The sequence below is a fragment of the Baekduia alba genome (genome assembly GCF_028416635.1).
In the GTDB taxonomy this organism is placed as follows: Bacteria; Actinomycetota; Thermoleophilia; order Solirubrobacterales; family Solirubrobacteraceae; genus Baekduia; species Baekduia alba.
Genome location: NZ_CP114013.1, coordinates 5178397 through 5191690, shown reverse-complemented (window position 1 = coordinate 5191690; position 13294 = coordinate 5178397). Strand labels below are relative to the sequence as shown.

Here is a 13294-nt window from a genome sequence, read left to right as displayed (position 1 = left end):
GATGCAGACGATTCAGACCTCCCGCGCCGAGACGCGCACGCTCGCGATCCCCGCACCGCCCGCGGCGGTGCTCCGCGTCGTCGCCGACCCGCTCCGCCTCCCCGAATGGGCGCCGAAGTTCGCCCAGGCCGTCACCCCTGACGGCGACCTGTGGCGCATCGACACCGGCGCCGGCGACCTGGTCGTCGAGGTCCGCACGCACCCCGAGGCCGGGACGGTCGACCTCCTGCGGCCCGGCGGCGACACGACGATCGGCGCCCGGCTGCGCGCGATCGCCAGCGGCGACGGCACCGAGCTCCTGTTCACGATCCTGTTCCCCAGCGGGGTCGACGAGCCGGCGGTGGCCGCGCAGATGGCGGTCGTCGAGGAGGAGCTGGAGACGGTGAGCCGACTCGCCCAGGCGGGCTGACACCATGCGGGGGTGCTCTTCGCCGCCCTCGCCGCCACGTCGCTCGCCGTCGGGGACACGCGCTCGCGCAAGCGCAAGGCCGAGCTGCTCGGCGAGGCGCTGCGCGGGCTGGACGCCGGCGAGGTCGAGCCGGGCGTCGCGTTCCTGAGCGGCGAGTTGCGCCAGCGGCGCACCGGCGTCGGGTGGAAGGCGCTGGCCGACCTCCCGGCGCCGGCGGCCGAGGCGACGCTGCAGGTCGGCGACGTCGACCTCGCGCTGGAGCGGATCGCCGAGCTGAGCGGGCCGGGGTCGCAGGCGGGGCGGCGCGCGGCGGTGGTCGAGCTGTTCGCCCGCGCGACCGAGCCCGAGCAGGCGTTCCTGGCGTCGCTGGTCGGCGGCGAGCTGCGTCAGGGCGCGCTGGCCGGGGTGATGGCCGACGCGGTGGCGGTCGCGACCGGGATCCCGCGCGCGGCCGTCGACCGCGCGACGATGCTGCGCGGCGACGCCCGCGTCGTGGCCGAGGCGGCGCTGCGCGAGGGCGAGCAGGGCCTGGCGCAGTTCGCGCTGGAGGTCGGTCGGCCGATCGGGCCGATGCTCGCGTCGCCGTCGGGGTCGCTGGAGGAGGCGATGGCCAAGCTCGGCCGCGCCGCCGTGGACTGGAAGCTCGACGGCGCGCGCATCCAGGTGCACCGCGACGGCGACGACGTCGTGATCGCCAGCCGGTCGCTGGACGACCTCACCGCGCGCCTGCCGGAGGTCGTGGCCGCCGCGCGCGCGCTGCCCGGCGAGCGCCTCGTGCTCGACGGCGAGGCGATCAGCTTCCGCGCGGACGGCCGGCCCGAGCCCTTCCAGGTGACGTCGTCGCGGATCGCGTCCGGCGCGCCCGGCGTCGTGCCGGTGTTCTTCGACATCCTGCACCTCGGCGGCGAGGATCTGCTCGACGCGCCGCTGGCCCGGCGCGCCGAGGCGCTGGAGGCCGCGGTCCCCGACGCGGCGCTGCGCGTCCCGCGCGTGGTGACCGACGACGTCGAGGTGGCGCGCGCGCACTTCGAGGCCGCGCTGGCGGCCGGGCACGAGGGCGTCGTGGCCAAGGACCTCGAGGCGCCGTACGCCGCGGGGCGCCGCGGCGCGGGCTGGTTGAAGGTCAAGCCGCGCCACACGCTGGACCTGGTCGTGCTGGCGGCCGAGTGGGGCCACGGCCGACGCCGCGGCTGGCTGAGCAACCTGCACCTGGGCGCGCGGGCGGCCGACGGCGACGGCTTCGTCATGCTCGGCAAGACGTTCAAAGGGCTGACCGACGAGCTGCTGGCCTGGCAGACCGAGCAGCTGAAGGGCCTGGCGGTCGAGGAGCGTGGGATCACGGTGTACGTGAAGCCCGAGCTGGTCGTCGAGATCGCCTTCGACGGCGTCCAGACCTCGCCGCGCTACCCGGGCGGCGTCGCGCTGCGCTTCGCCCGCGTGCTGCGCTACCGCGACGACAAGCCGGCGAGCGAGGCGGACGACCTCGACGCCGTCCTGGCGCTCCAGCGCTAGCAGGCGCCGTTCTTGTAGTTGTCGGGCAGCTGGTTCTGCCAATCCGTCGCTTGCCACGTCGCGACGGCGGCGGCGCCGGCGGGCGCGACGCCGAGGCGCTGGGCGACGTCGGCGACGCGCTTGCCCGCCTGGCACTCTGCGGCGGCCTCGTCGCGCGTGCCGCGCAGGTGCATGATCTCGTGCGTCAGCACGGCCAGCGCCTGCGCGGCCTGGCGCTCGCGCTCGGGGCAGCCCGTCGCGAGGCACGCGAAGTCCAGGCTCGCGCCGCGGTCGAGCACCGTACGCAGCCCGTCGCACGTCGCGGCGCTCAGGCGGGTCTCGTCGACCGGGACGCCGTCGGCGTCGAACATGACCGAGCCCTCGTGGATCTCGTACATCAACCGCCGCCGCAGCGGGCCGGGGCAGATCACGCGGATGCTGCGGTTGGTCAGGGCGCTCGCGACCACGGCCGCGCGGTGCTCGACCTCCAGGCGCTGGGCACGCACGTGCAGCCACGGGATCCCGGGGACGGCGAGGATCGCCGCGCCGATCGCCAGCGAGCGCGGTGAGGGCAGGCGGGAGCGGGGCAGACGCGCGGCCACGCCCTCGCGATCGGCCGGGACGGCCGATGGTTGAGCCGGGCCGCGACGGCGACGGGCGCGAACGCCATCGGCAGTAGCGTTGCGTCCATGCCCGCCACGAGCGTCCAGCAGGTCCGCCCGAGCGTCGTCGTCGACGGCGAGCGCGTGCGGGCGTGAGCGAGGCTGCGGCATCTCCGCGCCGGCGCGACGCGGCGGCGACGCGCGACGCGCTGCTGGTCGCCGCGCGCGAGCTGTTCGACGCGCACGGGTTCCGCGGCACGACGGTCCGGATGATCGGCGAGCGCGCCGGCGTCGACCAGGCGCTCATCGCGCGCTACTTCGGCGGCAAGTCCGAGCTCTACCGCGCCGTCCTGGCCGACGCGGGCGCCCAGCCCGAGGTCGGGGCCGACGACGCGCCGGTGCCCAAGCGCCGCACCCCGCGGGAGGTCGTCGACCTGCTGCTGGAGCGCGTCGACGAGCACGGCGTCGGCCCGGTGCTCCGCGCGCTGACCGCGCCCGACGTCGACGCCGAGACGCGCGAGCGGCTGACCGAGCGGCTGCGCGCACGCGTGATCGTCCCGCTCACCCGGTCGCTGAAGGAGTCCGGCGCGACCGCGCCGAAGCTGCGCGCCGAGCTGATCGTCGCGATGCTCATCGGCGTGATGACGACCCGCGCGAACGGCTCGCTGCCCAGCGTCTCCGCCGCGGACCGCGACGAGCTCGCCGAGTTGCTGGAGCGGATGCTCGGTGGCTAGCGACCGGCTAGCGTCAACGCTCGTGAGCCCGGACGCCGACGCGCCGACCACCGACCATCGCCGCGCGACCGCCGAGCGCAACGTCGAGCGGATCCTCGACGCCGCGGCGGCGCTGCTCGCGCGCGGGGCGGCGGCGAGCACGACGGCGGTGGCGACCGAGGCCGGCGTCTCGCGCCCGACGGTCTACGCGCACTTCCCGACGCGCGAGGCGCTGGTCGAGGCGGTCGCCGAGCGGGCGATCCACCGCGCGGCCGCCGCGCTCGCCGACGCGCACCTCGACGAGGGCTCGCCGCTGGACGCGCTCGACCGCCTCGTCGATGTCGCCTGGGACCACCTCGACCGCGGCGGCGCGATCGCCCGCGCGGTGAGCGACCAGCTGACCACCGGCGCGCGGGCCCGCGCCCACACGGCGCTGCGCGGGCCGATCGGCGAGCTGCTCGCGCGCGGCCAGGCCACCGGCGCCTTCCGCACCGACCTCCCGACGCCCTGGCTGATCTCCAGCTACTTCGCGCTCATGCACGCCTGCGGCGAGGAGGTCCGCGCCGGCACGCTCGACGCCGCCGACGCGGTGTCCGTCCTGCGCCCGACGCTCCGCGCGGTCTTCACCGGCTAGGCGCTAGGCGCCGACCTGCATGCGGTAGTCGGCCCCCGTCATCGGGATCGGGTCGCCGACCATCTGCATCAGGCGCGAGTACGTGCGCTCGCCGATGTGCTCGCCGAGCTTCGCCGGGTTGACGTGCTCGCCGAACGGGAAGTCGCTCGTGAAGACGATCGCCTTGTTGTACTCGTACCGGCGGTTGACGATCGTGTAGAGCTGCTCCAGGACCCAGTCGTTGGGCCGCGGCACCGCGACGTCCTCCAGGTGCAGGAGGTCGACGTGGGTGACCGCGTTGATGATCTCGCGGGTCGTCGGCTGCGCGTCGACCTTGTAGCTGTCGCGGATCTCGTTGAGCAGGTCGGTGGTGTTGCGGGTCAGGACCGAGAAGCCGCCGGCCCGCGCCTGCTGCGCGACGTAGTAGGCGAGCGTCGTCTTGCCCGTCCCCTTGTTGCCCAGCAGCCAGAGGCCCTGGCCCTTGCGGATGTTGTCGTCGATGCGGTCGCCGAAGCGCCGGACGACGGATGCCGCCGCCGTGTGGCGCTCCGCGATCCCGCTCAGCGGCAGCTCGGAGAAGTCGAGGTTCTGGAAGCGCGAGGGCGCGTAGCGGCCGACGTTGTCCTCCATGTCGGCGTGCACCTGGCGGCGCAGCCGCTCCTCGCGGCACGTGCACGCGTAGGCCGAGCGCGTCGTCTCGTCGAAGAGGAAGCCGTTGGCGTCGCAGCCGTTGGGGCAGTCGAAATCAGGATCGAGCATCTTCAGGTCTCCGGCTCGCGAGGAGCGGCTCGCCGGCCGCGCAGAGTAGGCGGTGGAACGTCTCGGGTGAGAGGGCCTCGACGAGCTCGTCGAGCGGCCAGCCCGTGGACACGATCACCGTGGCGCGCTCGTGCTCGTAGCGACCATAGGCGATCAGCTCGAGCTGCTCGGACAGCCACGCCCGCTGGCCGGGGCTGGCGCGCCGCAGGATCCGCTGGTCCAGGGCGGTGAGGACGAGCAGGTCGCACTGCTGCAGCGCCTCGAGCCGTTCGCGGTAGCCGCCGAACTTCGACAGGTAGGCCAGCGAGCCGTGCAGCGAGCGCAGCGTGTAGTAGGCGACGCTGCGCTCGGCGATCGCCGCCGCGCGGGCGATCGCCGCGCCGGCGGCGCCGGCCGCGGTCGACGCCTCCTTCTCGATCTGCTTGAAGTCCAGCGTCCCGCTCGCGCGCGCCGCGTGCTCGGAGCGCGTGACCGCGCCGAGGGCGTCGGTGTCGAGCAGGCGCGAGGCGCGCGCGGCGGCCGTCTCGAACTCCTCCTGGGTCCGCGGCGGCGCGATCGCTTCGTCGAGCTCGTCGTCCTGGCGCGCGGGCTTGGCGTTGCGGTCCCACGGGCCGATCGTCATCCACAGCCCGCGCCCCTCGTCCAGGTGGCGGTCGACGTCGTGGGTCCAGCCGGCGAGCGTGCCGTGCAGGGCGGGGTGGAGCTCGGGATGCAGCGACGTGGCCAGCCCGAGGTTGCGGATCTCCGGCGTCACGACCCCGCCGCGGCGGCGGTCGTTGGCGCGTTGGATGCGCAGCGGGCGGCAGCGGCAGGGGCGCGCCTGGCGATCGTCGTCGACGATCCAGCCGGTGCCGTCGCAGTGCTCGCCCGGCCGCGTGGTGCTCTTGCGCCGGCTCGGGTGGAAGTCGCAGACGTCGTCGGCGTCGCGCCAGTCGCGCTTCTCGGGCGCCTGCGGGCGCAGGAAGACGAAGCGCGACGCGTCGACCTCCGGCGGTGCGGTGGTGGTGGTCGCGGCGGACCCGGACGCCGACGCCGACGCCGACGCCGACGCCGACGCCAGCGCGGCCGCGCCGCGGCGCCCCTCGGGCGTCAGCAGCACGCGCGGCGGCTCGGCCTCGATCGCCCGCACGAGCCCGCGGGTGCGCAGCCGGTCGAGCACCACGCCGACGACGCGCTCGTCCATCGCCGCGGCCTCCGCGACGCCCGGCACCGGCAGCTCGCGGACGCCGAGCCCCAAGCCCAGGCCCTCGCGGTCGAGCCCCGCGACCTTGGCCAGCACCCAGTCCTCCAGGGCGCGGTCGTGGGGGTCGGGGGCCATGCGTCAAGCGTAGAAGGGCGTGCCGTCGGCTCGGCGCGCAAGTCCCCGGACTTTGCGGGGCGCGGCCGTCAGGCGACGTGCTGCTCGGGCCCGGTCGGGGCGTGGTCGGTCCCGTCGAGCGTCTGCGCGAGCTGGCGCAGCCCGCGTGACACGCGCGCGCGCACGACCTGGGCGCTCACGCCCGCGTCGGCCGCGATCGCGTCGTACTCGCGCTGGTCGAGGATCCGCTCGCGCAGCGCGCTGCGCTGGTCGGGGCCGAGGCCGTCCAGCGCGCGGTCCAGGACCGGCCGCAGGCGCTGGAGGTCGGCGAGCTCCTCGATCCGCTCGTACTCGGCCGGCCCGAGCGTGGCGACCGGCAGGCCGATCCGCTCCAGCGATCGTCGCTCGACCACGCCGCGCTCGCGCCAGCGGTAGAGCTGGTGGCGCGCGACCGTCCACATCCAGGCGCGCCCCTGCTCCTCGGTCTCGCCACGGAAGGCGTCGATGTGCGCGAACAGCTCGGCGAACGTCTCGGCCATCAGGTCGAAAGCCGTCTCGGGGTCGAACGTGCGTCGCGCGAAGAACCGCAGGACGTGGTCGTGGTACTCGAGGTAGACGTCGGCGAAGGTCGCCGGGTCCTCCCGGGCCCGGACGAACCCCGATCTCGTTCTTCCGTGTCCGAGTCTCAGGAGGCCACGTCGCATCCGCGGCTCATCCTCGCACACCGCTCAGGGGTTTAGAAACCGAACGTGGCCTGGAGATCGTCACAACTCTGTCAGTCTCGTCCCTAGGTCGACGAGTCCATGGATCGGTTCCGGGGGTGACGACGACGAGCAGCGGGCCACGACGCCCAGCAGCGAGGCCGCCGACGGCGGCGCTAGCCGCCTGCCGTGCGCTTGGCGGTCTCCTTGACGATCTTCTGCACCTTCGGGCGCAGCGTGTCGAGGAGCTTCTGCAGGGCCGCCCGGGCCTCGTCGTCGAGCGGGACCGGGACCGGGTAGCCGCCCTCGGGATCGGGCAGCGTCAGGACGCCGCAGAGCTTCTGCAGCCCGACGAGCGGATCGTTGAGGTCGGCCTCGTTGTCGGGGACGAGCGCGTAGAAGTGCTCGACCGCGCCGCGGACGCGACCCTCCTCGGCCAGCTCGACCACGCCGGCCGAGAGCAGCGTGCGCACGTGGTAGGCGACGGCCCCCAGCGTGTTGCCGGTGACCTCGCTGAGACGCGTGGGGCTGATGGGCTCTCCGTAGCTGCGCATCGCGTCCACGATCTGGTCGCGGGTGGGGTGCGGGCGCAGGGTCTTGCGGCGCTGCTGCTGTTGGCGCTTGGTCGCCATGCGGATCAGGCTCCTGTCTTCGGGTCGGGCTGAGAGAACGCGTGGGAAGCTTGTCGGACGAGGCGGCGACCCTCCTGGCGGAGCTCCGCCATCCGGTGCGGCTGCCGATCCTGCTGGCGCTGGAGGAGCGGCCGCGCAGCCCGACGGAGATGGCCGAGGATCTCGGCGAGCCGTTCGATCGCGTCAACCACGCGATGCGGGCGCTCGCGTCGGCGGGCCTGATCGCGCTCGTGCGCGAGGAGCCGGCGGCCGCCGCGCCCAACCTGATGCGGCGCATCTACGCCGTGCGCTACCGCGGCTGGGGGCGTCTGGTCGAGACGCTCGAGGCGATCGCCGACGCACGGGACGACGACGTGGCGGGCTAGCGGCGCGCGCTCTCGATTGCTGAGCGGCGACAAGGCAGGAGTGGGGTCGGACCAGGCATCGCGCGAGGTGGCGCGGCACTGTAACGACCCTCACTGCTGGGTGCAAGCGCAGCGTTGAAATCCGATTCGGTGCGCGGTGTGGACCGACGACCCGGTCGCGCCGCCTGAGGCTGAGGTTGGCGGCACGACCGGGGGCGTCGGCGGTCCCGGAGGACCGATTCCGTGGTGGAGACACCGTGCGCCGGCGAAGATCACACGTCCGCGTCGTCGGGCGACCGCGACGGTCGGATGCTCAGGCAGGCGGTGTGGTCAGACGTGTCGCGGCAGCGCGCAACTTGTCCGGATCGCGCTCGCCGCGGACCAGCGCGTCGAGGACGAGGCCGTCGAGCGCGGCGACGACCGCCGGTGCCGCCTCGGCGCCGACGCGCTCGGCGGCCAGGGCGACGAAGCGGTCGCGCGCGGCGACCAGCGGCGCGCGGAGGGTCGGGTCGCGCGCGGCCAGGAGGAAGAGCTCGTAGCGGGCGAGCGTCAGCGTCCGGCCGGGGCCGAGCCAGTGGGCGAACGCCTCGGTCGTGCTCGCCGCCACCGCGCCTTCGCGGTCGGCGAGGTGGTCGAAGAGCGCCCGGACCAGGCCCGAGCGGTCGCCGAAGTGGTGGCGGACCGAGCCGTGCGGGACGCCGGCGGCGTCCTCGACCGCGCGGACGGTCAGCGCGCTGGCGCCCTGGCGGCCCAGGAGGTCGAGCGCGTGGTCGAGCAGGCGGGTCTTGGTCGTCTTCTCCACGTGGAGAAGGATACGTGCTACGGTTTCTCCATGTGGAGAATCGAGTCGGATGTGCAGGACGCCGGTGCGCCGTACGACCGTCGTGCCGCGGTCTATGACCGGCTGGTCCGATCGCGCGTCTACAACCGGCTCGCCTGGAGCACCGCGCCCAGCGAGTACGAGGCGTTCGCGGCGCGCGCCCTGGCGGCGCGGACCGGGCCGGTCCTGGAGGCGGCGGCCGGCAGCGCCGCCGCGACCGCCGCGCTGCACCGCCGCTCCGGGCGCCCGACCGTCCTGGTCGACCTGAGCCGCGCGATGCTCGAGCGCGCCGCGCGCCGGTTGGCCGACGATGGGGACGACGTGCCGGAGCGCATCCGCCTGGTCCAGGCCGACGTGACCGCGCTGCCCTTCCCGCCCGCGGGCTTCACGACGGTGCTGGCGCTGGGCCTCGCGCACCTCTTCGCGGACCTCGACGAGCTGATGCCGGCGCTGCGCGCCCAGACGGCACCCGACGGCGAGCTCCACCTCTCCTCCCTCGTCGCCGAGACCACCCGCGGCCGCCGCTACCTCGACGTCCTCCACCGCGCCGGCGAAGTCGCCACGCCCCGCACCGCCGACGAGCTCCACGCAGCCCTCGGCGCACCAGCGGACTTCCACGTGTCCGGCTGCATGGCGTTCGCGGTGCTGTAGGCGCGCCTCGCGCTCGCCGCGCCGCGCCCGCCGTCGGTCGACGCGCCCCGCCCGCCGTCGGCGGGTGCGGCAAGCGCCGGCCGTTCCGCACCGGTGCGTGGTCGGCGCCGGCGCCGCGACCGTCGTCGTGATCTCCGCCACCGCGCCTCGCCCCGGGACCTCCGCCGCCGCGCCCGGCGTATCTCCTCACATGCTCGATCGCCGGGAGCTCATCGGACTGGGCCTCGCCGCGTTCCCCGCGCTCGTCTCGGGGCGGTGGCCGATCGACGGTCCCGCGGCCGTCGCCTTCGTCACCGCCGACACCGAGGCGCATGTCGCGGTCGTCGCGCTCGGCGCGCGGCGGGTCGTCCAACGGGTCCGCACCGTCGAGGATCCGCGGTCGATCGAGCGCTCGCCGGATGGCCGTTGGGCCGTCGTCGGGCATGCGGGCGCGGGGGCGATCTCGGTGCTCGACCTTCGCGAGCGCCGTGTGCGGCGTGTCCTCCGTGGGTTCGTCCGGCCGCGATACACGGCGTTCGCGCCCGGCGGTGCGACGGCGTACGTCAGCGACGGCGGCGCGGGCGAGGTCGCCGTGGTCGACGTCCCGGCCGGTCGCGTCCGGCGGCGGATCGCGGTCGGCGACGGCGCCCGGCATCTCGGGTTGACGCCGGACGGCCGGCGGCTGTGGGTCGCGCTCGGCTCGAGCGCGGCCGAGATCGCGATCGTCGACCCGCGGCGAGGACGGCGGGTCGCGACCGTCCGCCCGCCGTTCCTGGCCCACGACGTCGCGTTCTCGCCGAGCGGGCGCCGGGCGTGGGTGACGGCCGGCCGGGAGCCGCGGATCGCGGTCTTCGACACCTCCACCTACGCGCTCGTCCGCACCCTCGGCGCCGACGCCGCGCCGCAGCACGTCGCGTTCGGCCCGGCGACCGCCTACGTCGCCAGCGGCGACGGCCGGACGGTCCGGACCCACGCGCTGGCCGACGGCCGCGTCGTCAGCCGTGCCCGCGTCCCGAGCGGGTCCTACAACATCCAGCGCACGGGCGCACGCGTGCTCACGCCGTCGCTGGGGACCGGCGCGCTCACGCTGCTCACGACCCAAGGCAAGGTCATCGCCTCGATCGGCGTCGCCCGCAACGCGCACGACGCGTGCCTCGGCTAGCCACCGCGGCTGTGCTCGCTCAGCGCGACGCCGACTGCCAGCGGGTCCCGGCGCCGACCTCGCCGGCGTCGGCCTGGGAGACGGCGGCGCGGGCCTGGGCGCCAACGCCGATGACGGTGTCGTAGCCCTCGGCCGCCAGGCGCGTGGCCTGGGCCTGCGCCTCGAAGGTCCCGCTGGCGCGGCGGACCACGACGGCGCGGCCGTGGGTTGCGGCCGCGATGTCGGCGGACGACGCGTCGCTGCCCGCGAGGACCGCGATGCGCGGCGCGCCGGCGCTGCCTTCGGCGTCGTCGCCCTGCTGGGCGGCACCCGCCGTGGCGCACCCCGCGAGGGCGAGCGTCAGCAGCGCGCTGCGCGCCAGGAAGCCGGATGAACGGTGGAGGTGGAGAGAGGTCATACGTAGCACTGTACTACGTATGACGTGGTGCCCGCAAGCGCGCCCCGCGCACGCCCTCAGCGCACGCCACCGGCCCGCGTGGTTGCATCCCCGGATCGCCGCGAACTCCCGCAGCTCCCGCCCCGTCTCCGGTGCCGCCTCGCAGCGGTCGCGGAAGGTCACGAGCGTCGACGTCGCCAAGAAGGCGGGCGTCAGCCAGACGACGGTCTCGCTCGTCTTCTCCGGCAAGGCCACGGGCCGGATCTCGGAGACGACCGCCAACGCCGTCCGGGAGGCGGCCCGGCAGCTCGGCTACCGCCCCAACGCGGCGGCGCGCGCCCTGCGGTCGGGGACCGCGTCGGCCGTCGGCCTCGTCGTGCGCGACGTCACGCACCCCTTCTTCGGCCGCACGCTGCGCGGCGCGCAGAAGGCCGCCTCGGAGGCCGGCCACGTCGTCGTTCTCATCGACGACAACTACGGCCGCGGCGAGGCCGCGGTCGAGGCGCTGCGCGACGGCGCCATCGACGGCTTCCTCTACTTCGCCGCCGTCCCGTCGCCCGCGATGCGCGCGCCCGGCGCGCCGCCGATCGTGATGGTCGAGTCCGTCCAGCCCGGCCTCCCGTTCGTCCGGCTGGACTCCGAGGGCGGGACCGACGCGGCGATGGAGCATCTCCACCACCTCGGTCACACCCGGATCGGCTCGCTCCGCCTCGAGGCCGGGATCGAGACCGGCGGCCAGACCTTCGACCTCCGCCACGAGCGCTGGGCGGCGCACCTGAAGGCCAACGGCGTCGATCCCGGCACGATGCCCGTCGGCACCACCTCCTTCGACGCCGACTCCACGATCGCCGCCGCCCGCGCGCTGCTCGACCGCCCCGACCGCCCGACCGCCTTCCTCTGCGACGACGACCTCCTCGCCGCCGGCATGGTCGCCGCCTGCCACCAGCTCGGCCTCCGGGTCCCGGAGGACGTCGCCGTCGTCGGCTTCGACGACCTCGAGCTCGCGCGCCTGACCAACCCGCCGCTGACCACCGTCGCCTTCGACCCCGAGGCCCTCGGCGCGGCCGCCTTCGAGCTGCTGCTCGCCAAGCTCCAGGGCCGCCGCCCGAAGAACGAGGTGCTGCCCTCCGAACTGGTCGTCCGCGGGTCCACCGTCGGGCAGTAGCGTTGCGGCCATGGCCGTGGATCTGACCAACGCGAGCACCGTCTCCGACCTCATCCGGCGCAGCGCCCGGCGGTCGCCGACCCGCGTCGCGCTGCACTTCGGCGAGCGCCGCTGGACCTACGAGGAGCTCGACGACGCCGTCAGCCGCGTCGCCGGCCGCCTGCTCGAGCTCGGGCTGCGCAAAGGCGAGAGGGTCGCCGCCTACGGCACGAACTCCGACGCCTACCTCTTCCTCTACCTCGGCTGCGCGCGCGCCGGCCTGGTCCACGTCCCGGTCAACTACAACCTGGTCGGCGCGGAGCTGTCCTACATCATCAACGACGCGCGCTCGACGGCGCTGTTCGCCGACCCCGGCCTCATGCCCGCCGTCGACGCGGTGATGGACGACCTCGGCGACCTCGAGCGCGTCGGCACCATCCGCGACGGGATCGACGACAAGACCGACGTCCTCGCCTGGGCGCTGACCGGCGAGGTCCCGAGCCTGGAGGCGATCCACATCGCCGACGACGACCTCGTCCAGTTGTTGTACACCTCGGGCACGACGGCCGCGCCAAAGGGCGCGATGATGACCCACCGCGCGTTCGTCCACGAGTACGTGTCGTGCGTCGTGGCGCTCGACATGGCGGCCGACGACGTCCCGCTCCACCCGCTGCCGCTCTACCACTCGGCGCAGATGCACGCCTTCCTGCTGCCGTACCTGATGCTTGGCGCCACCAACCACGTCGTCGAGAAGCCGGACCCGACCGACGTCCTGGCGCGCGTCGAGCGCGACGGCATCACGAGCCTCTTCGCGCCGCCGACCGTCTGGATCGCGCTCTCCGAGCACCCGGACTTCGCCACGCGCGACCTGACCTCGCTCAGGAAGGCCTACTACGGCGCGTCGATCATGCCCGTGCCGGTGCTCCAGCGGCTGCGCGAGGCGCTGGGCGGCGTCGGCTTCTACAACGCCTTCGGCCAGTCCGAGATCGCGCCGCTGGCGACCGTGCTGCGCCCCGAGGAGCACGACGAGCGCCCGGACTCCGCCGGCCGGCCCGTGCTCTTCGTCGAGATCAAGGTCATCGACGACGAGGGCAACGACGTCACCGCCGGCGGCACCGGCGAGGTCCTGTACCGCTCGCCGCAGCTGTGCACCGGCTACTGGGACAACGCGGAGGCGACCGAGGAGGCGTTCGCCGGCGGCTGGTTCCACTCGGGCGACCTCGTCCGGATCGACCCCGAGGGCTACATCTTCGTCGTCGACCGCGTCAAGGACGTCATCAACACCGGTGGCGTCCTCGTCGCCAGCCGCGAGGTCGAGGAGGCGCTGTACACGCACCCGGCCGTCGCGGAGGTCGCGGTGATCGGCACGCCGCACGAGAAGTGGATCGAGGCCATCAGCGCGGTCGTCGTCACGCGCGAGCCGGTCTCCGAGGCCGAGCTCCTCGCGCACGCGCGCGCCCACCTGGCGTCCTTCAAGCTGCCCAAGGCGATCCACTTCGTCGACGAGCTGCCCAAGAACCCGTCGGGCAAGCTGCTCAAGCGCGAGCTGCGCGAGCGCTTCGGCGGCGCGGGCTCCGCGGTCGGCCGCTAGCGCCCATCGA

16 protein-coding genes are annotated in these 13294 nt (G+C 74.7%); 9 read left to right on the top strand and 7 right to left on the bottom strand.

Annotated elements, in window-relative coordinates:
* The first annotated feature begins 1 nt into the window (after position 1).
* A complete protein-coding gene (locus DSM104299_RS26065) occupies positions 2 to 409 on the top strand; it encodes an SRPBCC family protein (protein ID WP_272474591.1) in 408 nt (135 codons plus the stop codon).
* 12 nt (positions 410 to 421) lie between these two features.
* Positions 422 to 1921 (top strand): ATP-dependent DNA ligase, encoded by a 1500-nt coding sequence (locus DSM104299_RS26060; RefSeq protein ID WP_272474590.1) that lies wholly within the window; start codon positions 422 to 424, stop codon positions 1919 to 1921.
* Here the strand turns inward: DSM104299_RS26060 and DSM104299_RS26055 are convergent.
* Complete coding sequence (locus tag DSM104299_RS26055) at positions 1918 to 2502, bottom strand: hypothetical protein (protein WP_272474589.1); 585 nt, start codon at positions 2500 to 2502, stop codon at positions 1918 to 1920. The genes DSM104299_RS26060 and DSM104299_RS26055 overlap by 4 nt on opposite strands.
* 152 nt (positions 2503 to 2654) lie before the next feature.
* Between DSM104299_RS26055 and DSM104299_RS26050 the strand changes: the two genes are divergently transcribed.
* Both DSM104299_RS26050 and DSM104299_RS26045 read left to right on the top strand, forming a co-directional pair.
* A complete protein-coding gene (locus DSM104299_RS26050) occupies positions 2655 to 3236 on the top strand; it encodes a TetR/AcrR family transcriptional regulator (RefSeq protein WP_272474588.1) in 582 nt (193 codons plus the stop codon).
* 22 nt (positions 3237 to 3258) lie between these two features.
* On the top strand, positions 3259 to 3849 hold the full coding sequence (locus tag DSM104299_RS26045) for a TetR/AcrR family transcriptional regulator (RefSeq protein WP_272474587.1): 591 nt from the start codon (positions 3259 to 3261) through the stop codon (positions 3847 to 3849).
* Between the two features lie 3 nt (positions 3850 to 3852).
* Here DSM104299_RS26045 and DSM104299_RS26040 read toward each other — a convergent pair whose 3' ends face one another.
* The 4 genes from DSM104299_RS26040 to DSM104299_RS26025 form a co-directional block, all read right to left on the bottom strand.
* Positions 3853 to 4587, bottom strand: a complete 735-nt coding sequence (locus DSM104299_RS26040; RefSeq protein WP_272474586.1) for an ATP-binding protein — start codon at positions 4585 to 4587, stop codon at positions 3853 to 3855.
* Positions 4574 to 5905, bottom strand: coding sequence for a hypothetical protein (locus tag DSM104299_RS26035; RefSeq protein WP_272474585.1), 1332 nt, complete (start codon positions 5903 to 5905; stop codon positions 4574 to 4576). Before DSM104299_RS26035 ends, DSM104299_RS26040 begins: the two co-directional genes overlap by 14 nt.
* 68 nt (positions 5906 to 5973) lie before the next feature.
* Complete coding sequence (locus tag DSM104299_RS26030; protein WP_272474584.1) at positions 5974 to 6588, bottom strand: RNA polymerase sigma factor; 615 nt, start codon at positions 6586 to 6588, stop codon at positions 5974 to 5976.
* A 173-nt stretch (positions 6589 to 6761) separates the two neighbouring features.
* Positions 6762 to 7217 carry a helix-turn-helix domain-containing protein gene (locus tag DSM104299_RS26025; RefSeq protein ID WP_272474583.1) on the bottom strand — a complete coding sequence of 152 codons (456 nt, stop codon included), beginning with the start codon at positions 7215 to 7217 and terminating at the stop codon, positions 6762 to 6764.
* Between the two features lie 41 nt (positions 7218 to 7258).
* Here DSM104299_RS26025 and DSM104299_RS26020 point away from each other — a divergent pair, with 41 nt between their 5' ends.
* Entirely contained in the window at positions 7259 to 7582 is a 324-nt protein-coding gene (locus tag DSM104299_RS26020; protein ID WP_272474582.1) for an ArsR/SmtB family transcription factor, read from the top strand.
* A gap of 292 nt (positions 7583 to 7874) precedes the next feature.
* On the opposite strand, the gene DSM104299_RS26015 is transcribed toward DSM104299_RS26020, so the two are convergent.
* Positions 7875 to 8363 (bottom strand): TetR/AcrR family transcriptional regulator, encoded by a 489-nt coding sequence (locus tag DSM104299_RS26015; RefSeq protein ID WP_272474581.1) that lies wholly within the window; start codon positions 8361 to 8363, stop codon positions 7875 to 7877.
* Between the two features lie 30 nt (positions 8364 to 8393).
* Here DSM104299_RS26015 and DSM104299_RS26010 point away from each other — a divergent pair, with 30 nt between their 5' ends.
* Both DSM104299_RS26010 and DSM104299_RS26005 read left to right on the top strand, forming a co-directional pair.
* Positions 8394 to 9032, top strand: a complete 639-nt coding sequence (locus tag DSM104299_RS26010; protein ID WP_272474580.1) for a class I SAM-dependent methyltransferase — start codon at positions 8394 to 8396, stop codon at positions 9030 to 9032.
* Between the two features lie 190 nt (positions 9033 to 9222).
* Entirely contained in the window at positions 9223 to 10173 is a 951-nt protein-coding gene (locus DSM104299_RS26005; protein ID WP_272474579.1) for a YncE family protein, read from the top strand.
* 19 nt (positions 10174 to 10192) lie between these two features.
* On the opposite strand, the gene DSM104299_RS26000 is transcribed toward DSM104299_RS26005, so the two are convergent.
* A complete protein-coding gene (locus tag DSM104299_RS26000) occupies positions 10193 to 10570 on the bottom strand; it encodes a hypothetical protein (RefSeq protein WP_272474578.1) in 378 nt (125 codons plus the stop codon).
* An 82-nt stretch (positions 10571 to 10652) separates the two neighbouring features.
* Between DSM104299_RS26000 and DSM104299_RS25995 the strand changes: the two genes are divergently transcribed.
* Positions 10653 to 11714 (top strand): LacI family DNA-binding transcriptional regulator, encoded by a 1062-nt coding sequence (locus DSM104299_RS25995; protein WP_272474577.1) that lies wholly within the window; start codon positions 10653 to 10655, stop codon positions 11712 to 11714.
* A 10-nt stretch (positions 11715 to 11724) separates the two neighbouring features.
* Entirely contained in the window at positions 11725 to 13284 is a 1560-nt protein-coding gene (locus DSM104299_RS25990) for an acyl-CoA synthetase (protein WP_272474576.1), read from the top strand.
* The last annotated feature ends 10 nt before the right edge of the window (positions 13285 to 13294 follow it).

What these genes read in the sequence shown, in the direction of transcription:
- DSM104299_RS26030 (WP_272474584.1), bottom strand. Translation starts at nt 6,588, where the DNA reads ATGCGACGTGGCCTCCTGAGACTCGGACACGGAAGAACGAGATCGGGG.
- DSM104299_RS26035 (WP_272474585.1), bottom strand. Translation starts at nt 5,905, where the DNA reads ATGGCCCCCGACCCCCACGACCGCGCCCTGGAGGACTGGGTGCTGGCC.
- DSM104299_RS25990 (WP_272474576.1), top strand. Translation starts at nt 11,725, where the DNA reads ATGGCCGTGGATCTGACCAACGCGAGCACCGTCTCCGACCTCATCCGG.
- DSM104299_RS26065 (WP_272474591.1), top strand. Translation starts at nt 2, where the DNA reads ATGCAGACGATTCAGACCTCCCGCGCCGAGACGCGCACGCTCGCGATC.
- DSM104299_RS26040 (WP_272474586.1), bottom strand. Translation starts at nt 4,587, where the DNA reads ATGCTCGATCCTGATTTCGACTGCCCCAACGGCTGCGACGCCAACGGC.
- DSM104299_RS26025 (WP_272474583.1), bottom strand. Translation starts at nt 7,217, where the DNA reads ATGGCGACCAAGCGCCAACAGCAGCAGCGCCGCAAGACCCTGCGCCCG.
- DSM104299_RS26000 (WP_272474578.1), bottom strand. Translation starts at nt 10,570, where the DNA reads ATGACCTCTCTCCACCTCCACCGTTCATCCGGCTTCCTGGCGCGCAGC.
- DSM104299_RS26010 (WP_272474580.1), top strand. Translation starts at nt 8,394, where the DNA reads ATGTGGAGAATCGAGTCGGATGTGCAGGACGCCGGTGCGCCGTACGAC.
- DSM104299_RS26005 (WP_272474579.1), top strand. Translation starts at nt 9,223, where the DNA reads ATGCTCGATCGCCGGGAGCTCATCGGACTGGGCCTCGCCGCGTTCCCC.